18 protein-coding genes are annotated in these 19,976 nt (G+C 41.8%); 9 read left to right on the plus strand and 9 right to left on the minus strand.

Features of this window, described 5'->3' with window-relative positions:
* Positions 1-287: 287 nt before the first annotated feature.
* The 9 genes from PISS_RS07440 to PISS_RS07485 all read right to left on the minus strand — a co-directional run bounded on the left by PISS_RS07440 (position 288) and on the right by PISS_RS07485 (position 9,758).
* Positions 288-1,166, minus strand: a complete 879-nt coding sequence (locus tag PISS_RS07440) for a LysR family transcriptional regulator (protein ID WP_013464894.1) — start codon at positions 1,164-1,166, stop codon at positions 288-290.
* A gap of 247 nt (positions 1,167-1,413) precedes the next feature.
* Positions 1,414-2,070 carry a 3-oxoacid CoA-transferase subunit B gene (locus PISS_RS07450; protein ID WP_013464895.1) on the minus strand — a complete coding sequence of 219 codons (657 nt, stop codon included), beginning with the start codon at positions 2,068-2,070 and terminating at the stop codon, positions 1,414-1,416.
* A 15-nt stretch (positions 2,071-2,085) separates the two neighbouring features.
* Positions 2,086-2,784, minus strand: a complete 699-nt coding sequence (locus PISS_RS07455) for a CoA transferase subunit A (RefSeq protein ID WP_013464896.1) — start codon at positions 2,782-2,784, stop codon at positions 2,086-2,088.
* Positions 2,785-2,813: 29 nt separating this feature from the next.
* Complete coding sequence (locus PISS_RS07460; RefSeq protein WP_058154565.1) at positions 2,814-3,710, minus strand: hydroxymethylglutaryl-CoA lyase; 897 nt, start codon at positions 3,708-3,710, stop codon at positions 2,814-2,816.
* A complete protein-coding gene (locus PISS_RS07465) occupies positions 3,710-5,701 on the minus strand; it encodes an acetyl/propionyl/methylcrotonyl-CoA carboxylase subunit alpha (protein ID WP_058154566.1) in 1,992 nt (663 codons plus the stop codon). Before PISS_RS07465 ends, PISS_RS07460 begins: the two co-directional genes overlap by 1 nt.
* 8 nt (positions 5,702-5,709) lie before the next feature.
* Positions 5,710-6,480, minus strand: a complete 771-nt coding sequence (locus PISS_RS07470; protein ID WP_058154567.1) for an enoyl-CoA hydratase/isomerase family protein — start codon at positions 6,478-6,480, stop codon at positions 5,710-5,712.
* Between the two features lie 12 nt (positions 6,481-6,492).
* Complete coding sequence (locus PISS_RS07475; RefSeq protein WP_036956475.1) at positions 6,493-8,100, minus strand: carboxyl transferase domain-containing protein; 1,608 nt, start codon at positions 8,098-8,100, stop codon at positions 6,493-6,495.
* A gap of 10 nt (positions 8,101-8,110) precedes the next feature.
* The gene (locus PISS_RS07480) at positions 8,111-9,286 is read right to left on the minus strand and encodes an isovaleryl-CoA dehydrogenase (RefSeq protein ID WP_058154568.1); all 1,176 of its coding nucleotides are present in this window, start codon (positions 9,284-9,286) and stop codon (positions 8,111-8,113) included.
* A 37-nt stretch (positions 9,287-9,323) separates the two neighbouring features.
* Positions 9,324-9,758 (minus strand): MerR family transcriptional regulator, encoded by a 435-nt coding sequence (locus PISS_RS07485; RefSeq protein WP_008114692.1) that lies wholly within the window; start codon positions 9,756-9,758, stop codon positions 9,324-9,326.
* 330 nt (positions 9,759-10,088) lie between these two features.
* Here PISS_RS07485 and PISS_RS07490 point away from each other — a divergent pair, with 330 nt between their 5' ends.
* The 9 genes from PISS_RS07490 to PISS_RS07535 all read left to right on the plus strand — a co-directional run bounded on the left by PISS_RS07490 (position 10,089) and on the right by PISS_RS07535 (position 19,901).
* The gene (locus tag PISS_RS07490; RefSeq protein WP_058154569.1) at positions 10,089-11,270 is read left to right on the plus strand and encodes a thiolase family protein; all 1,182 of its coding nucleotides are present in this window, start codon (positions 10,089-10,091) and stop codon (positions 11,268-11,270) included.
* 70 nt (positions 11,271-11,340) lie between these two features.
* Complete coding sequence (locus PISS_RS07495) at positions 11,341-12,831, plus strand: CoA-acylating methylmalonate-semialdehyde dehydrogenase (RefSeq protein ID WP_058154570.1); 1,491 nt, start codon at positions 11,341-11,343, stop codon at positions 12,829-12,831.
* Positions 12,832-12,951: 120 nt separating this feature from the next.
* On the plus strand, positions 12,952-14,109 hold the full coding sequence (locus PISS_RS07500) for an acyl-CoA dehydrogenase family protein (protein ID WP_033103468.1): 1,158 nt from the start codon (positions 12,952-12,954) through the stop codon (positions 14,107-14,109).
* A gap of 10 nt (positions 14,110-14,119) precedes the next feature.
* The gene (locus PISS_RS07505; RefSeq protein ID WP_013464905.1) at positions 14,120-14,899 is read left to right on the plus strand and encodes an enoyl-CoA hydratase; all 780 of its coding nucleotides are present in this window, start codon (positions 14,120-14,122) and stop codon (positions 14,897-14,899) included.
* Positions 14,899-16,056, plus strand: coding sequence for an enoyl-CoA hydratase/isomerase family protein (locus PISS_RS07510; RefSeq protein ID WP_013464906.1), 1,158 nt, complete (start codon positions 14,899-14,901; stop codon positions 16,054-16,056). The genes PISS_RS07505 and PISS_RS07510 overlap by 1 nt, the downstream gene beginning before the upstream one ends.
* 4 nt (positions 16,057-16,060) lie before the next feature.
* On the plus strand, positions 16,061-16,960 hold the full coding sequence (gene mmsB / locus PISS_RS07515; protein WP_013464907.1) for a 3-hydroxyisobutyrate dehydrogenase: 900 nt from the start codon (positions 16,061-16,063) through the stop codon (positions 16,958-16,960).
* A gap of 9 nt (positions 16,961-16,969) precedes the next feature.
* Positions 16,970-17,740, plus strand: a complete 771-nt coding sequence (locus PISS_RS07520; protein WP_013464908.1) for an SDR family oxidoreductase — start codon at positions 16,970-16,972, stop codon at positions 17,738-17,740.
* A 527-nt stretch (positions 17,741-18,267) separates the two neighbouring features.
* On the plus strand, positions 18,268-19,551 hold the full coding sequence (locus tag PISS_RS07530) for a hypothetical protein (protein WP_058154572.1): 1,284 nt from the start codon (positions 18,268-18,270) through the stop codon (positions 19,549-19,551).
* A gap of 125 nt (positions 19,552-19,676) precedes the next feature.
* Positions 19,677-19,901 (plus strand): hypothetical protein, encoded by a 225-nt coding sequence (locus tag PISS_RS07535; protein WP_058154575.1) that lies wholly within the window; start codon positions 19,677-19,679, stop codon positions 19,899-19,901.
* Positions 19,902-19,976 lie beyond the last annotated feature (75 nt).

Consider the following 19,976-nt stretch of genomic DNA (forward strand, 5'->3'; position numbering starts at 1 on the left):
TTGTTACAAACTAATGAAATCTGATTTTGGTAACACGTTTTATATTTTTTAGCGTGTTGCCGTTTGGTTGAGTTAACTTTAGAGCTTTTACTCAATTTCGACAAGCGATAAAAACAAAACTAATAAGTGAAAAAAACTAACTTATGGGGTTTTAGATTTTTTCAATAAATAAAGCGCTGATAAATAAGCGCTTTTTTTGTTTTTCGGTAGGGGGATTTTAAAAATAAAAGTTGCACACTTTAAAATTAGCTAAAAAGCGCTCAACAAGGAGCGCTTAATTGAATGTGCTATTTAGTTTGCCTAAAGGTGTTAATCACCCATTTTGCAAACAAATCGAGAGGGTGATTAGCGGTACTTGAGCCATGCTGAACTAAATAATATTTGTCTTTTGTTGTTAGTGGTTGCTCAAACAGTTTGTAAAGCCATTGCTCATCCAGCCAGCTTTGGCTTATTGGTAAAGGAATAAGCGCGATGCCCATACCTTGCTGTGCAGCGCGTGCAACGCCAAACATACTATCTATTTGAATAATTTGTGCAGGGGAAAAGTCATCAATACCGACTTTTTCAGCCCATTGATGCCATGCCCAAGGCCGTGCTTTATGCACAATAAGCGGCACTTGATTGAGCGCCTGGCAGTGATCGTTTTGCCACTGATCGAGCAGCTTTTTATTACACGCTGGAATATATTCTAAATTAAATAACTCAGTAGCCAGCCCATCAAGCGGTTTACTTGAAGATAAAATGATTGATAAATCACTTTGGCGAGTCAGCTCTTTGCGCGTTTTAAGGGTGTCCATGTGTAAATTAATATTAGGATGCTCACTCGTCCACTCACTGAGTTTTGGCATTAGCAATTCACTGGCAAAAAACTCGGGCAGGGTAATGGTTAAATTTACATTTTGTTGTAACTGACTAAATTCGGTAATGGTGCTTTCCAGCATATTTATAATGGGGTAAATCGCTTCAAAAAAGTTTTTTCCAGCTGGCGTTAAGCTTATGGAACGGGTTTGCCTTTGAAATAAATCAATGCCCAGCTGCTCTTCTAGCTGCTTTATTTGATGGCTGACCGCCGATGGCGTTAAATACAGCTCTTTGGCGGCATGTTTAAAACTTAAGCTTTTTGCGGCAAAACAAAAAGAGCGAAGGCCGCGAATAGGTGTTTGCATGGTATCCAATATAAAGTTATTTCAATCACCTTATTACAGGCAATTATTAAACCAAAAATAAAAGTTAACTATATCAGTTATTTAATTTTTTTATTAGGGCGAATTCACCTAAGTGGTGCGTTAAATTCTCACTATAGTGCAAAAGCTAAAATAAAGGCAAAAAAAATCCCTCTTGCGAGGGATTTTGGGTAACTCAGCGCCATTGGCACTGGGAATGAGGTCGGTACAGGGTGAAATTGTGAGTAGTTTAAAACACCATCTCAGGAATATCACCGTCAACAAGCAATTTACCTGCCGTTTTACTAATAATTTCATCAACTGATACGCCTGGTGCGCGTTCTAGCAAATGAAATGCGCCGTCTTTAACTTCTAATACGGCTAAATCGGTTACTATTTTTTTAACACAGTTAACGCCCGTCAGCGGTAACGTACAGCTTTCTAATAATTTAGAATCGCCGTGTTTACTGGCATGGGTCATAGTAACAATAATGTTTTTTGCACCAGCAACTAAATCCATTGCTCCGCCCATGCCTTTTATTAATTTTTTAGGGATCATCCATGAGGCTATAGACCCGTTTTGGTCTACCTCAAATGCGCCCAGAACCGTTAAGTCTACATGACCACCCCGTATCATGGCAAAACTATCTGCACTATTAAATATAGCTGCACCGGTAGCTGCCGTCACGGTTTCTTTACCCGCGTTGATCATATCGGCATCTACAGTGTCTTTAGTTGGGTATTCACCCATACCTAATAGGCCATTTTCGGACTGTAGCATAACTTCTATGCCATCGGGTACATAGTTTGCGACGAGTGTCGGAATACCTATGCCTAAATTAACATAGTACCCATCTTGTAGCTCTTGAGCGACGCGCATTGCGACTTGTTCACGTGATAATGCCATTTTAAGTGCTCCTGCTTAATCTCGTGTGGTAACACGTTCAATGCGTTTTTCAAAGTTGCCCTTGATCACGCGATTTACAAAAATGCCAGGGGTATGAATTTGACTTGGCTCTAGCTCACCGGGTTCAACAATCTCTTCCACTTCGGCAACGGTAATTTTACCTGCGGTTGCGGCCATTGGATTAAAGTTCATTGCGGTATGGCGAAATACTAAATTACCGTAACGGTCTGCTTTCCATGCTTTTACAATGGCAAATTCGCCCGTGATTGACTCTTCTAAAATATAAGGGCGACCATTAAATTCTTTTACTTCTTTACCCTCAGCTACTGGCGTACCGTAACCCGTGGCGGTATAAAAAGCAGGAATACCGGCACCACCAGCACGCATTTTTTCTGCTAGAGTACCTTGCGGTGTTAGCTCTACATCAATTTCGCCATTAAGTAGTTGTTGTTCAAAAAGAGCATTTTCGCCCACATAAGAAGCAACCACTTTTTTAATTTGTTTGTCTTGTAATAAAAGCCCTAAACCAAAGTCATCAACGCCGCAATTGTTCGATACGACCGTTAACTCTTTGGTTTGCATTTTTTTAATTTGTGCTATTAATCCCTCGGGAATACCGCATAAACCAAAACCACCAGCGATGATAGTATCGCCGTCTTTTAAACCTTCCATTGCAGCTTCGTAACTCGAAACTACTTTATCAAAACCGGCCATGAGTGACTCCTCATTCTATGCTATTGCAATTATTGTGTGTGTAATGCCACTGAAACTTTACTAACAGGCTGTTTATTAAGCGCATTAGTAATTTGCCAACCTGCTTGTGCAAGCCTTTTTAAATCAATTCCATGTTCAATGCCAAGCCCTTGCAGTAAGTAAACAACATCTTCGGTGGCAACATTTCCTGACGCACCCTTAGCGTAAGGGCAGCCACCAAGGCCAGCAACGGCAGCGTCAACCGTTGAAATACCTAGGCTTAAGGCAGCGTAAATATTTGTGAGCGCCTGTCCATATGTATCATGAAAGTGTACTGCAAGCTTACTTTTATCGATATGCTTGAGCAGCAATGTAAGCAGCTCAGTTACTTTACCTGCGGTGCCGACACCAATAGTATCGCCAAGGCTCACTTCATAGCAGCCAAGTGCTAATAACTTTTGTGCCACGTTTAAAACAACCTGAGGGTCAACGTCTCCCTCATAAGGGCAGCCTAAAACACAGCTTACATAGCCTCGAACGCGTATATTATTCGCTTTAGCAAAAGTTATTACCTCGCTAAAACGATCAATACTTTGCGCTATTGAACAATTTATATTTTTTTGACAAAACGCTTCGCTGGCCGCCGTAAATATAGCAAATTCTTTAATACCAACAGCATGCGCAGCTTGTGCGCCTTTTAAATTTGGCGTTAAGGCACTTAAATTAATCTCTGGAAGATCAAGGGCACTGATCACTTCGCTTGAATCTGCCATTTGTGGCACCCATTTTGGGGATACGAACGCACCAGCTTCTATATCTTTTAATCCCGCGGCGGCGAGGGCATTAATAAGTGTTACTTTATCTTCAGTGCTGACGGTTTTTTCATTTTGTAAACCATCACGTGCACCCACTTCAACAATACGAACTTTATTTGCAAAGGTACTCATTAAGCACCTTCCTGCACAGTCGTATCTTCAACAATGGCTAACAGTGCGCCGTGTGAAACTAGTTCACCTTCACCAAAGCAGTAACTCTGTAATATGCCGTCATGTGGTGCATTAAGTGTATATTCCATTTTCATGGCTTCGATAATAACAACGGCATCACCTTTGGTGATAGTGCTACCTACTTCAATTAAATGTTTTACTACCGTGCCATTGAGTGGCGCAGCGAGCGGCAGCGCGTCATTTTCGTGTGAACTAATATAATGTTTATCAACACATTCAAACTTAGTTTGCAGTGCTTTATTCATTACAGTAATTTCATTGTCAGTTATGCTGACATGCGCACTGTGCTTTTCACCGTTAATAAATACGTTGCACACACCATTATTTAGCGTCCCTTGTAAACTGTATACGCCCGCACTGTGTGTCACATTGTAACCCTGCGCAGTTTTGATAGCGCTTAGCGGTAAAGCTACAAATGGGATTTTAATTGCCTGCGGTGCATTTAAAGTAAACCCACTCAGTTGTTGCCAAGGGCTGGCACTATTGTTTTGTGCTTGGTGCGTGTTTAACGACTCTAAATAGGCAAAAGCGGCAATAAGCTGGCTTGATAGCAATAATGACTCATCAACTGCAGCGAGTGAATCACCTTGCTCAGCAATAAAGTGTGTACTTGGCGCGCCTTGTTTAAAACTTGCGTGGCAAGCTAAGTTATGTAAAAAGCCAATATTGGTACTAAAGCCTGCTAAATGAAATTGCTCAAGCGCCTGTTGCAAACGAGAAAGCGCTTGTTCGCGATTATCATCATGAACAATTAACTTTGCAATCATTGGGTCGTAGTAGGGGCTTATTTCATCACCTTGGGCAATCCCGGTATCTATGCGTACAAATTCACTATTAACGGGGACATGTAGCGCTTCAATGGTGCCTGAGCACGGAATAAAGCCATTTGCAGGGTCTTCGGCGTAAATACGCGCTTCAAAGCTATGGCCTTGCAGTTGAATATCAGATTGCTTTAACGGCAGTGTTTGCCCGCCCGCTATATTAATTTGCCAGTTCACTAAATCAACGCCGGTTACCATTTCGGTCACTGGGTGCTCTACTTGCAGGCGAGTGTTCATTTCCATAAAGAAAAATTCATTACCGCAAAGTAAAAACTCAACAGTACCCGCACCACGGTAATTAATGGCTAATGCACAGCGAACAGCCGCTTCGCCCATTTCTTTACGCAGCGCGTCAGATAAACCTGGAGCAGGGGCTTCTTCAATCACCTTTTGGTGTCGGCGTTGCAACGAACAGTCACGATCACCCAAATAAACACAGTTACCGTGATTATCTGCAAATACTTGTACTTCAACATGGCGAGGTTGATTAACGTAGCGCTCTAATAGCACTAAATCGTTACCAAAACCGGCAATGGCTTCACGTTGGGCGCCTTCAAGTGCAGTTATAAAGTCTTTCGGCTTTTCTACCACTCGCATCCCTTTACCGCCACCGCCAAAGGCCGCTTTGATAAGAACAGGGTAACCAATTTTTTCAGCCTCAGATTGCAAAAAAGCAGGGTCTTGTTTATCACCATAGTAACCAGGTACTAAAGGAACGTTTGCCGCGGCCATTATTTCTTTAGCACGGGTTTTTGAGCCCATTGCTTCAATACTCGTTGCTGGTGGGCCAATAAAAGCAATATTATGGGCTTCACAGGCTTTAGCAAATTCACTGTTTTCTGATAAAAAGCCGTAGCCTGGATGAATGCAATCAGCGCCACTGGCTTTAGCAACCTGCAAAATTTTATCTGCGACTAGGTATGAATCTTTACTTGGCGCAGCACCAATATGGTAGGCTTCGTCGGCCATTTTTACATGTTGCGCGTTTTTATCTGCATCTGAATACACCGCAACCGTGGTTAAGCCCATTTGCTTTGCGGTGCGCATAATACGACAGGCAATTTCGCCACGGTTAGCAATCAGAATTTTTTGTAATTGTACTGTGTTCATAATGCGTCCTAGAGTTGCCATTGGGGAGGGCGTTTATCAAAAAAGGCGCTCAGTCCTTCTTGGCCTTCAGTTGATACACGAATTTTAGCTATACGCTCTGCAGTCAGTGCAATTAGCTCCTCGTTTATCTCTTTATTGGCAACATCGTTAATAAGTGCTTTTGCGGCTTTAACGGCAATAGGGCCGTTATCAATCAAGGTTTGCAGCAAATTATCGAGGGCTGTCTCTAAGTTCCCAGTAATTTGATGCACTAAACCCAGTTGCTTTGCTGTGTGGGCATCAAACACTTCTGCAGTTAAAAAATATCTGCGTGCAGCACGCTCACCAATGGCCTTAATCACATAAGGGCTGATCACGGCAGGTATTAGCCCAAGTTTAACTTCACTTAAACAAAATTGTGCATCGTCTTTACTAAGCGCAATATCACAGCAGGCAATTAAGCCTAATGCCCCACCAAAGGCGGCACCTTGTACCGCACAAATTGTAGGATGCGGGCTCTGTGCTAATACTTCCATAAGTTTAGCCAGTTGCATTGAATCAGCTAGGTTATCGTTATAGTTATTATCTGCCATCGATTTCATCCAGGCTAAGTCGGCACCGGCTGAAAAATGTTTACCTTCGGTTTTGAGTACTAAGGCACGAATATCGAGCGTATTAGCATGTTCAATACATTGAATAAGCTCATGGATAACGTCGCTATTAAATGCATTACGTTTTTCTGGGCGGCTTAAAACGAGTACAGCCACATTAGATTTTGTTATTTGTAGTGTTACTGACATTGTGCGCTCCGGTTACATTCTAAATACGCCAAACTTAGACTCACGCTGTGGTGCATTTTTAGCTGCTGTTAATGCAAGCCCTAACACATTACGTGTATCGACAGGGTCTATAATGCCATCGTCCCATAAGCGGGCACTGGCATAATAAGGATGACCTTGTTGTTCGTATTGACTAATAATTGGCTTTTTAAAATCGCTAACTTCTTGCTCGCTCATGCTTTCGCCTTTACGGGCTAATCCATCTTGTTTAACTTGTGCCATAACACCGGCAGCTTGCTCACCACCCATGACTGAAATACGGGCATTTGGCCACATCCACATCATGGTCGGTTCAAATGCACGGCCACACATTCCATAATTGCCGGCGCCATAAGAGCCACCAATAAGCACGGTGAATTTTGGTACATCAGCACACGACACCGCCATCACCATTTTAGCGCCATGCTTAGCAATGCCTTCGGCTTCGTATTTTTTACCGACCATAAAGCCAGTAATGTTTTGTAAAAATACCAATGGAATATTGCGCTGGGCACACAGCTGAATAAAGTGCGCGCCTTTTTGCGCCGACTCACTAAATAAAATACCGTTGTTAGCCACTATGCCCACAGGGTTGCCATAAATGCTGGCAAAGCCTGTCACCAGTGTTTCGCCAAAGTAACGTTTAAATTCATCAAAAGACGAGTCATCGACAGTGCGGGCTATTACTTCACGCACATCAAATGGCTTTTTAAGATCAGTACCAACAATGCCGTAAAGCTCGTTAATATCGTAACGGGGAGCTTTTACGTCATCTAATAATGGGGCGGTAGGGCGTGTGTAATTAATTCGCTCTATGCATTGGCGTGCAATTGATAATGCATGCGCATCATTTTCAGCATAATGATCGGCCACACCCGATGTTTTACAATGAACATCGGCGCCGCCAAGCTCTTCTGCGGTAACTTCTTCACCGGTTGCCGCTTTTACCAGTGGTGGGCCTGCTAAAAATATAGTGCCTTGCTCTTTTACAATAATACTTTCATCGGCCATAGCAGGAACATACGCACCACCTGCGGTACATAAGCCCATAACCACTGCAATTTGTGGAATGCCTTTACCCGACATACGTGCTTGATTGTAAAAAATACGCCCAAAATGCAGTTTATCTGGAAATACATCGTCTTGCTCTGGCAAATTAGCACCGCCAGAATCAACTAAGTAAATACACGGTAAGTGGCAACGCTCAGCAATATCTTGTGCGCGTAAATGCTTTTTAACAGTAAGCGGGAAATAGGTGCCACCTTTAACTGTCGCGTCATTTGCAATGATCATGCATTCAACGCCTTTTACGCGACCAATACCTGCAACTACACCGGCACAAGGTATCTCTTGTTCATACACACCAAATGCAGCAAATTGCGATATTTCTAAAAAGGGTGAGCCTTCATCTAATAAAGTACTGATACGGTCACGAACAAACAGCTTTCCTCTGCTTTCATGGCGCTCTTTAAGTGCAGCGCCACCACCTAAGCTAATATTGGCAACTTTATCGCGTAAATCATCCACCAGCGCCGACATATTTTTGTGGTTTTGCACAAAACTAGGATCGTGGGGATTAACGCTCGATTTTAAAATCGTCATAAATTAATCCTTAACGGCTTTCAGTAAATAATTCACGGCCAATCAACATGCGGCGTATTTCTGAGGTGCCTGCGCCAATTTCGTATAATTTCGCATCACGCAGTAAACGCCCTGTTGCGTATTCGTTTATGTAGCCATTGCCGCCTAAAATTTGAATTGCATCAAGCGCCATTTTGGTTGCAAGCTCTGCAGCGTATAAAATTGCGCCAGCTGCGTCTTTACGGGTGGTTTCGCCGCGATCACAGGCTTTTGCTACTGTGTACACATAAGAGCGGGCTGCATTCACTTGTGTATACATATCGGCAATTTTGCCTTGAATTAACTGAAATTGACCAATAGGACTGTCAAACTGCTTACGCTCATGAATGTAAGGCACCACAATGTCCATACATGCTTGCATAATTCCTAACGGGCCTGCAGCTAAAACAACTCGCTCGTAATCAAGGCCGCTCATAAGTACCTTAACGCCTTCGTTTAAGTTACCTAAAATGTTTTCTTCGGGTACTTCGCAGTTATCAAATACCAGTTCACAGGTGTTTGATCCGCGCATACCGAGTTTGTCTAGCTTTTGTGCGGTAGAAAACCCCGGGAATGTTTTCTCAACAATAAAGGCGGTAATGCCTTTCGCACCGGCATTTAAATCTGTTTTTGCGTAAATAACCAGAGTATCAGCGTCAGGGCCATTGGTGATCCACATTTTATTGCCGTTTAAAATGTACTTATCGCCTTTTTTCTCGGCTTTAAGTTTCATTGATACAACATCAGAGCCCGCGTTAGGCTCACTCATGGCTAAGGCACCAATGTGTTCACCGCTAATAAGTTTAGGTAAATATTTTTCTTTTTGTGCTTGTGAGCCATTACGGTTTATTTGATTAACACACAGGTTTGAATGCGCACCATAGCTTAAGCCAATAGAGGCACTTGCACGGCTAATTTCTTCCATGGCAATAACGTGCTCTAAATAGCCTAAACCGGCACCACCAAATTCTTCATCAACGGTCATGCCTAAAACGCCCATTTCACCCATTTGCGGCCAAAGTTGATTGGGAAACGCATTATCAAGATCTGTTTTTTCAGCTAGTGGGGCAATTTCTTGACTTGCGAAGCTATTAACATGACTGCGGATCATGTCCGCTGTTTCGCCAAGACCAAAATTCATTTCTTTATATAGTGAAATAGTGCTCATGATTCATTCCTGTGTGTTTGATGACGTTTATAATGTTTTATTCATCTATTTTGCTAAGCGTGTCGCGACAACGACGTTCTGCGGTAACCAACTCCATTAGTACAACTTTAATGTCGTCCATTTGTTGAGATAGGTCGGCCTTTTTTTCGCTAATGAGGTCAAGCATAGTAACTAACTGTTTAGCGCTTGATTTGTCTGCATCATAAAGTTCAAACAAACGACCGGTTTCAGCCAAAGTAAACCCTAAACGTTTACCACGTAGTATTAACTTTAGGCGCACTTTATCGCGCTTTGAGTAAATACGAGTTTGGCCATTGCGCTCTGGTGATATAAGCCCTTGGTCTTCGTAAAAACGAATAGAGCGAGTGGTAATATCAAATTCTTTCGCTAATTCGCTGATACTAAAAGTTTGTTCGTTTTTAGCCGGCTCATTGGCTGAATTTGCAAAGTTTGTTTGATTATCTGATTTCATTGTAATGTTTACCTCATTCGAATATCACCAATATAAGTGAAGTTTACGTAAAGGTAAAGTGCGATCTGGTTGTTATACTTTAGACGTACAAAATAAATGCGGATTTACAGTAGAAGTTGAGTGTTTATAAACGTTACAAGCCATTTATGGAGGTTGTAATACATTTTCAGCAAGCTTGCTTTACAGTTTTTACACTAATTAGAAAGTTGATTTTAGATTTACGTTGGCGTAAACGTAAATTTTATGTATGCTCGTATTTATCAGATTAGTTTAAACATTAAGCTAAACATAATAAAACATGTTTGCGGTAATTGAAAATGGAGCCTTTTTATGTCTTTTGAAAGCGTTGTAATTGTAGCAGCAAAACGCACCCCAATGGGTGGATTTATGGGCGCACTAAGTGATGCGCAGTCTACCGAACTAGGTGCTACAGCTATTGCAGGTGCACTTGCTCAAACGGGTTTAAGCAATGATGCAATTGATGAAGTGATTATGGGCTGTGTATTGCCTGCAGGCTTAGGCCAAGCGCCTGCACGTCAAGCTATGCTTAAAGCGGGGCTTGCACTTAGCACCGGTGCTACCACTATTAATAAAGTATGTGGCTCGGGTTTAAAAGCAGCGATGTTAGCGAATGATTTAATTAAGGCGGGTTCTATTGAATCAGCAATCGCTGGTGGTATGGAAAGCATGACCAATGCGCCTTACTTTATTCCTAAAGCACGTGGCGGCATGCGTATGGGCCATGGTGAAATAAAAGATCATATGATGAGCGATGGCCTTGAGGATGCTTACGACAATAAAGCAATGGGTTGTTTTGCTCAAGACACGGCTGATGAATACGGTATTGGCCGTGAGCAAATGGACGCGTTTGCACTGGGTTCGTTAAGTAAAGCAAACGCAGCCATAGAAAATGGTAGCTTTGACAACGAAATCGCCCCTCATACTATTAAAACCCGTAAAGGCGATGTAACAGTTTCAATTGATGAACAACCTGGTAATGCCCGCCCTGAAAAAATCCCAAGTTTACGTGCAGCATTTAAAAAAGACGGCACCATTACTGCGGCAAACTCATCATCAATTTCAGATGGTGGCGCAGCACTGATTTTAATGAGCGAATCAAAAGCAAAAACAGAGGGTTTAACGCCACTGTGCAAAATTGTTGCTCACAGCACGCATTCTCAAAAACCCAGTGAATTTACCGTAGCGCCTGTTGGTGCAATGAACAGTGTGCTTGAAAAAGCAGGGTGGACAACCGCAGATGTTGACCTATGGGAAATTAACGAAGCGTTTGCCATGGTTACCATGCTAGCTATTAACGAGTTAAAGCTTGATGAGAACAAAGTTAATGTTAACGGTGGCGCCTGTGCATTGGGTCATCCTATTGGTGCCAGCGGTGCGCGTATTTTAGTAACACTGATCCATGCACTTAAAAACCGGGGTCTTAAAAAGGGCGTAGCCTCTTTATGTATTGGTGGCGGTGAAGCCGTTGCCATGGCCGTAGAAGCACTTTAACTAATAATAAAGCCGCAGCAACTATAACAAAAACGCTGCGGTACCCAATTTAATCAATAGGATTTTAATTATGCACCAAGTACCCTTACTCATTAACGGCGAATTTATTCAATCAACTTCAAATGAATTAATTGATGTTGTAAATCCTGCTAATCAAGAAGTGTTAGCGAAAGTACCATGTGCTACAGACGCTGAAATGGACGCGGCTATTGCCTCTGCCAGTGAAACGTTTAAAACGTGGAAAGACGTACCAATTACAGAACGTGCGCGCATTATGATGAAATACGCGGCGCTGTTAAAAGAAAACCATGATGAATTAGCCACTATTATTTGTCATGAGCTAGGTAAAACATTTGAAGATGCCAAAGGTGATGTGTGGCGTGGTATTGAGGTAGTTGAGCAAGCTGCTAATGCACCATCATTAATGATGGGCGAGACGATGGAAAACGTAGCGCGTAAAATCGATACCTATTCATACATGCAACCATTGGGTGTATGTGCAGGTATTACGCCATTTAATTTTCCGGCGATGATCCCACTTTGGATGTTCCCACTGGCAATTGTGTGTGGTAACACCTTTATTTTAAAACCGTCTGAGCAAGACCCACTTACGCCTATGCGCTTAGCTGAGCTATTTATTGAAGCCGGTGCACCTAAAGGTGTGTTACAAGTCGTGCACGGTACTAAAGCACAAGTAGACCGTTTATTAGAAGACAAAGCGGTTCGCGCTATTTCATTTGTAGGTTCATGTGGCGTAGGTGCATACATTTATTCTAAAGGCACACAACATCTAAAACGTGTGCAAGCCTGTGTGGGCGCTAAAAACCACATGGTAATTATGCCTGATGCAAGCAAGTCTCACGTAGTTAATAACTTAGTAGGCGCATCGGTTGGTGCGGCAGGCCAGCGTTGTATGGGTATTTCAGTGGCGGTATTTGTTGGCCAAGCAAAAGACTGGGTTGATGAAATTAAAGCTGGCTTTGAAGGTGTACGCCCAGGTGTATGGGATGATGCAGACGCTGCATATGGTCCGCAAACATCACCAGCTGCAAAAGCGCGTATTTTATCATTGATTGCCGATGGTAAAGCGCAAGGCGCAACCTGTTTAATTGATGGCTCTGATTTTACTGTTGAAGGGTTTGAGCAAGGTAACTGGGTAGGCCCAACGTTATTTACTGATGTAACCAAAGAGATGAACTTGTACAAAGAAGAGATTTTTGGCCCAGTACTGGCGTGTATGTTTGTAGATACGCTTGAAGAAGCCATCGCCCTTATTAACGAAAGCCCTTACGGTAACGGTACCTCATTATTTACATCAAGTGGTGCAGCTGCACGTAAGTTCCAACACGAAATTGAAGTGGGTCAAGTGGGTATTAATGTGCCTATTCCTGTGCCACTGCCATTTTTCTCGTTTACTGGCTGGAAAGGCTCATTTTATGGCGATACGCATACATACGGTAAGCAAGGTATTCGTTTTTATACAGAAACTAAAACTATTACCTCTCGTTGGTTTGAAGATGACATTGCCTCAGGTCCAAACATGAGTATTAATCTTAAATAATATTGCACTGAATAATTAATAAAAAAGAGGGGCACAACACACAGTGTTGTCGCTCCTCACTAATTACTCCCGTTATGGGATGCTCTGACAACAAACAAAACACACTTAAAGAGGTCTACCATGGACTTTAACTTATCTGAAGATCAACAAGCTTTTGCGCAAACGGCGCGCCAATTCGCAGAATCTGAACTAGCACCACACGCTGCCAAGTGGGATCGCGAACATATTTTTCCTAAAGACACAATAAAAGCCGCTGGTGAGCTAGGTTTTTGTGGTTTATACACCCCAGAAGAAGCCGGTGGCTTAGGTTTATCTCGCTTAGATTCAAGCATTATTTTTGAACAGCTGGCGATGGGCTGTACGGCAACAACGGCCATGTTAACTATTCATAATATGGCAACCTGGATGATCGCAAGCTTTGGTACCGATGCAGTAAAAGACAAATACGTTGAGCAATTGGTAATGGGTGAATTACTTGCATCGTACTGTTTAACAGAGCCTGGCTCGGGTTCTGATGCTGCGTCATTAAAAACTAAAGCAGTGCGTGACGGTGATGAGTATGTTATTAACGGCTCAAAAATGTTTATTTCAGGCGCCGGTGAAACCGAAATATTAGTGGTCATGGCGCGTACGGGAGCCGACGGCCCTGGTGGTATTTCGGCTTTTGTTGTACCTGCAGATGCACAAGGCGTTGAATACGGTAAAGCAGAAGAAAAAATGGGGTGGAATGCACAGCCCACACGTTTAATTAGCTTTGAAGATGTGCGTATTCCAGCCGCAAACTTATTAGGCCAAGAAGGTGAAGGCTTTAAATTTGCAATGCAAGGTTTAGACGGCGGCCGTATTAATATTGCCACTTGCTCTATTGGTACAGCACAAGCGGCACTTAATACCGCACGTGAGTATTTAAAAGAGCGTACCCAATTTGGTAAGCCATTGGCTGCGTTTCAAGCGCTACAGTTTAAAATTGCCGATATGAATACCGAGCTTGTAGCAGCACGCCAAATGGTGCGCTTAGCGGCGTTTAAACTCGATACTAACGACAGTGAAAAAACCACTTATTGTGCTATGGCTAAACGCTTTGCAACCGATGTAGGTTTTACTGTTTGTAATGACGCGCTGCAAATTCACGGTGGCTACGGTTACATAAAAGAATACCCGCTTGAGCGCCATGTTAGAGATGTACGTGTTCATCAAATTCTTGAGGGCACTAACGAAATTATGCGTGTGATTATTGCGCGTCGTATTTTAGCCGAATCAGCCAGCGAAGTTTTATAAGGAGATTAGTATGTCAAATCCTAGCATTGAATTAACTATTGAAGGTCATGTTGCTATTTTAACCATGTCGAATCCGCCAGCGAATACCTGGACGAAAGACACCTTAGTGGCGCTTAAAGACACGGTTAACCAATTAAATACCAATAAAAATATTTATGCGTTAGTACTGACTGGTGAAGGCGAGAAGTTTTTTAGCGCCGGTGCCGACCTCAATGTATTTGCCAGTGGCGATAAAGGTGTAGCTGCAGATATGTCACGTGTATTTGGTGAAGCGTTTGAAGCGCTAACTAATTTTAGAGGTGTGTCGGTTGCAGCCATTAATGGCTATGCAATGGGTGGCGGCCTTGAAGTAGCGCTTGCTTGTGATATTCGTATTGCAGAAGAGCAAGCACAAATGGCGTTACCTGAAGCAAAAGTGGGTTTATTACCGTGTGCTGGTGGAACGCAAAACTTAGCATGGCTCGTAGGTGAAGGCTGGGCAAAACGCATGATTTTATGCGGTGAGCGCTTAAAAGCCGATAAAGCCCTGCAAATTGGTTTAGTAGAAGAAGTGGTTGCACAAGGTGAAAGTTTTGCCGCAGCATTAAAACTGGCAAATCAAGTAGCAGAGCAAAGTCCATCGTCGGTTGCTGCATGTAAAACCTTGATTCAAAAAGGGCGTCATCAACCAATGGCGAATACATTGCCACTGGAGCGTGAACTGTTTGTTGGTTTATTTGATACCGAAGATCAGCAAGAGGGCGTGAACGCCTTTTTAGAAAAACGTAAAGCTATTTGGGTGAATGGCTAATGACAGAACTTACTCGTTTAAATTCAGCTGATGCTGCCGTGGTATTTGAAACGGCAACCACAGACAATGGCCGACTCATTGGTTTTGCAACCTTAAATGCGCCTAAATCGTTAAATGCCCTTAATTTTGAAATGATCAGCTTACTCGAGCCGCAACTACAGCAATGGGACAAAGACGATAACATTGCATTAGTGGTTCTTAAAGGCACTGGTGAAAAAGCATTTTGTGCCGGTGGCGATGTAGTGAGCTTACACAAAGCAATGAGTGAGGGAAAACCGAGCTCACTGGTTGAAGAATTTTTTACTCAAGAGTATCAGCTCGATTACCTAATTCACTGTTACAACAAACCCATTTTAGTGTGGGGTAACGGGATTGTAATGGGCGGCGGTTTAGGTTTAATGGCCGGTGCCAGTCATCGCGTAGTGACTGAAACATCACGCATTGCTATGCCAGAGCAAACCATTGGTCTTTACCCTGATGTAGGTGGCAGTTATTTTTTACATAAAATGCCTGCGCATGTTGGTTTGTTTTTAGGGCTGACCTCGGCATCAATAAATTGTGAAGACGCTAAGCTTGTATCGCTTGCCGATCACTTTGTAAATGCCGATAAATACCCAGAGCTTGTTGAAGCGTTACTCAATACTAAATGGGGTAAAACAGCAAGTTTAAACCACGACAAGCTAAGTAACTTGCTTATTGAGTTAGATAACAACTCTAGCCGTATGCCTAAAGGCAATTTAAAAGCCAACTTATCGCTAATTCAAAAGTTAGGCGACTTTGACACCTTACAGCAGCAGGTAGATTACATTTTAAACCTAACCACAGATGACAAATGGCTACAACGTGCACAAAAATCGTTGGCGCATGGTTGCCCTTTAAGTTGTGCCTTAGTAAGTGAGCAGCTCAAACATAGCAAAGGTAAAAACTTAGCTGAGTGTTTTAAAATGGAATTGGGCATGTCGGTTCGTGCCGGTGAAGTGGGCGAGTTTCAAGAAGGTGTACGTGCCTTACTAATCGATAAAGATGGTGCGCCACAGTGGCAGTTTAAATCGTTAGCTGATGTACCAAAAGAAGTAGTAGAGAGCTTTTTTGCAAACCGCTTTGGCGAGCAACATCCGCTAGAGCCGTACTTTTCACAACTAAATTTACAAGGGTAAAGCGATGAGTAAACTTAATATAGGATTTATTGGTTTAGGAAACATGGGCGGCCCAATGGCAGCAAACTTAGTTAAAGCAGGCCACAGTGTGCGCGTGTTTGACTTAAGTGCAGAGGCCGTGAAAGAGCTTGTGAATCATGGGGCTAGTGCGGCGCAAAGCGCCAGTGACTGTGCTCACGAGGCTGATGTGCTAATTAGCATGCTACCGGCAAGCAAACATGTTAAATCACTTTATTTAGGCACAGACGAGCAATCGGGTTTAATTAAAGTACTGAGTAAAAGTACCTTAGTGATTGATTGTTCAACTATAGATGCACAATCAGCACGTGACGTTGGCCATGCCCTAAGTGAGCAAGGTATTGCGTTTGTTGATGCACCGGTATCGGGTGGTGTAGCAGGTGCAACAGCAGGAACGCTTACGTTTATCGTTGGTGGTGAGCAAGCTGCATTCGATAAAGCCAATACTGTATTAGTCGATATGGGTAAAAACATATTCCATGCTGGTGATATTGGTGCTGGGCAAGTTGCCAAAATATGTAACAATATGCTGTTGAGTATTTTAATGGCAGGCACCAGTGAAGCCATTCAAATGGGCATTAATAACGGCCTCGACGCAAAAGTACTCAGCGACATAATGAGCGCAAGTTCGGGTCGTAACTGGACGTTAGAACTTTATAACCCCTGCCCAGGTGTTATGGAAACCGCACCAGCTAGTAACGACTATAAACCCGGCTTTATGGTTGATTTAATGGCTAAAGATTTAGGCCTTGCTATGGAAGCGGCGCAACAAAGTAATTCACTGACGCCAATGGGCTCAATGGCTAAAAATTTATACACTATGATGCAGCACCAAGGTGCAGGCAGTGATGATTTTAGTGCCATTTTTAAATTGTTTTCGAAGTAGGAAAGTATTGTGGAAATAAAAAATAATACCGTAGTTATTACCGGTGGCGCACAAGGCTTAGGTTTTGCAATGGCGCAAAAGTTTGCCTTAATGGGCGCTAATATTGCCTTAATTGATATGGCGCAAGCCCAATTAAATGAAGCAACCGAGCAACTATCTGCATTAGCAGGCGTAACAGGCACTATTAAAGGCTACAGCGCCAATGTAACCGTTGAGAGCGAAGTTGAAGACGTTTTTAATACTATTAACAGTGACTTTGGCCACATTGGGGTATTAATTAATAACGCCGGCATTTTACGCGATGGTATGTTTATAAAAGCCAAAGACGGCAAAGTGGTTAAAAAAATGTCGCTTGAACAATTTCAATCAGTGATTGACGTTAACCTAACAGGTGTATTTTTAGCAGGGCGCGAAGCTGCAAGCCACATGATTGAATCAGGCAAAGGTGGCGTAATTGTAAATATGTCGAGCGTAGCGCGTGCGGGTAATATTGGCCAAACTAACTATGCTGCCTCAAAAGCCGGTGTTGTGGCACTAACCACTACATGGGCTAAAGAGCTTGGCCGTTTTGGTATTCGCGTTGGCGCCATTGCCCCAGGTGTTATTAGCACCGCAATGACCGATGTAATGAAGCCCGAAGCAAAACAACGCATGCTTGCTGTAACGCCCGTAGGGCGCTTAGGTGAAACCGCTGAAATAGCCCATACCGCACAGTATATTATCGAAAACGACTTTTTTACTGGTCGAGTAGTAGAGATAGACGGCGGCATACGTTTATAACTTTGTTAGATCTAGTTTAATTATTGAAAGCACAGCTCTTTGGGCTGTGCTTTTTTGTTTTAAATAATGTCGTTTTTTATTTTTTAAAAAATAGCAATACTTCAACCTGTGAAAGCACGACGGGAAGTTTCTGATTGCGGTTGCTTTTAACAAAATTTAAATCTAATGAAAGCTCATTTTTTATAATATGCTTATATAAAAATAAGCGATTGCGTTTAATGCGGTTGATTGTGTTCTCGCTGCCACTCTTTTAGTGTCTACTAGGGGATTTAGTTTTCATTTTAAATATCGATATCTGTGATTATATACAGTGCTGGTGTTTTTCTTCTTAAGTTAAGAAATGAGGATGTTTTCCTCTTTTTTGCAGATTATTTAAATAACAGCCTGACTTAAAATTTAAAGCTGGCAATGTGTTACAGGTTTTGTTACTAATGTTAAAAAATAATAAAGAGGACTTGCATTGCTCATGAAAAGAGGAAAGTGTCCTTAGATAAAGTGTTACATTGCAATCATAGAATGGAGTTCAAATGTCTCAATGGGATGATAAATTCAAAAATCATGCGATACATGCCACTTTAGATAATTTAGAGGAGCGCTTATCTGATGAAACTCTTAAAACGGATGACTTATCAGTTCTTGAGCATATTGACAGAATTGCTCAACTTAAATTATATGCAGAAACCTGTCTTGAGAATCTAATTCCAGCATTAGTTAATCATGGGCATCTTAATAACACCAATAGTTATATCCAGAGTTTAATCTCTGAACTTAACAATTATATTGCGAATAAAAACGTTGCACACTTAAATAACACCTCATCGCATATTGATAATGCAATGGCTCAACTTATTGCGCTTCCAATGCAGAGCCTTCCTATTTCTAAACAATCGTTTACCAAATCACTGCTTCAATTTAAATCGTTAGCTGAAGAGTCACTATCAGAAATAAAAGAATCAAAAGATAATTTGGATGCATCTATTACCACTATTTCTGAAGATGCTGTTAATCAAAAATCAAATTTAGAGAATTTGGTTTCAGAAATTCAGAGTCATAGCGAAAAGATTGAAACCTCATTAAGCAGCTTCACTGAAAGGTTTGAGAATACAGAAACTGATTTCACAAATAAATTTGATTCAACCGTTAGTGAAATTGAAGAAAAATATGAAAGTTATACTCAAGAGTTCAATTCTCAACTAGATGATAAAATTGAAAGCACGGAAGGTATACTTCAAGAAAAAATAGGCGAACAAAATGAGACATTCTCAGCTCAACTAGAATCACAAAAAACAGATGCACAAAGCGTACTTGACGTACTTGAAGAAAAGAAGGAAGAAGCATCTAATTTACTTCAAATCATTGGGAATATTGGAATCACTGGTAACTACCAGAATATTGCTAATATTGAAAAAGCAGCCGCAGATAAATGGCGTAATATTGCCTTATGGTTAATGATTTCAATGGTCGCTGTTATTGGCTTTACTATATTTATTTCTGCTACAAATGGTTTTGATTGGAAACTTGCGCTATTTAGAATCGGTGCGGCTTTAGCTTTAGCAATTCCAGCAGCATATGCAGCTAAAGAATCGGCAAAACATAGATTGCTGGAGAATCATAATAGACGCTCAGAGCTTGAACTTGCCTCTTTAGATCCATATTTAGAAAAACTACCTGAAGATACAAGAAATAAAGTGAAAGAGGAGCTAACTAAAAAATTCTTCGGCTTAAATAATTCTCAAGAGAAAAAAGTAGAAGAACCAGTTTCAAATGTAGCTATCCTCGATTTATTAAAGACAGCGATTAGTAAGAAGTAGAGCAATGTAACAAGTCGTTTAAAAGGACAAAAACAGTTGGCTTTTGCTCCTTCGTAGCTAATTTTAGCCAACAATTTTTTGCCTCTTAATGAGGCATTAGCCATAAAGCAAAGAAAGGATTAATCATGCCTAATAAGAAAATCGAAGTTACTGAATATAATTATTCTGAGAAACTAGAAACATCCTACTTTAACAGTCCTGCTGAAAACGCTTCCATCAATTGCACTAACCCTGAATGTAATAATCCTAATGTTTTGGTTAAATTTGATGTTGCACAATTTAGTTGCAGCGGTAAAGAAAAAATTGGTAGAAATTGTATGAGGTTATTCCAAGTACAATCAGTTGATTAGTGCGTTTAACCAAAGGGGTTACCCATAAAAACAAACTTGACACCCACTCTTTTTTTAGTTTGGCGAACTAAGTAC

The sequence above is a fragment of the Pseudoalteromonas issachenkonii genome (assembly GCF_002310795.1).
Lineage (GTDB): Bacteria > Pseudomonadota > Gammaproteobacteria > Enterobacterales > Alteromonadaceae > Pseudoalteromonas > Pseudoalteromonas tetraodonis.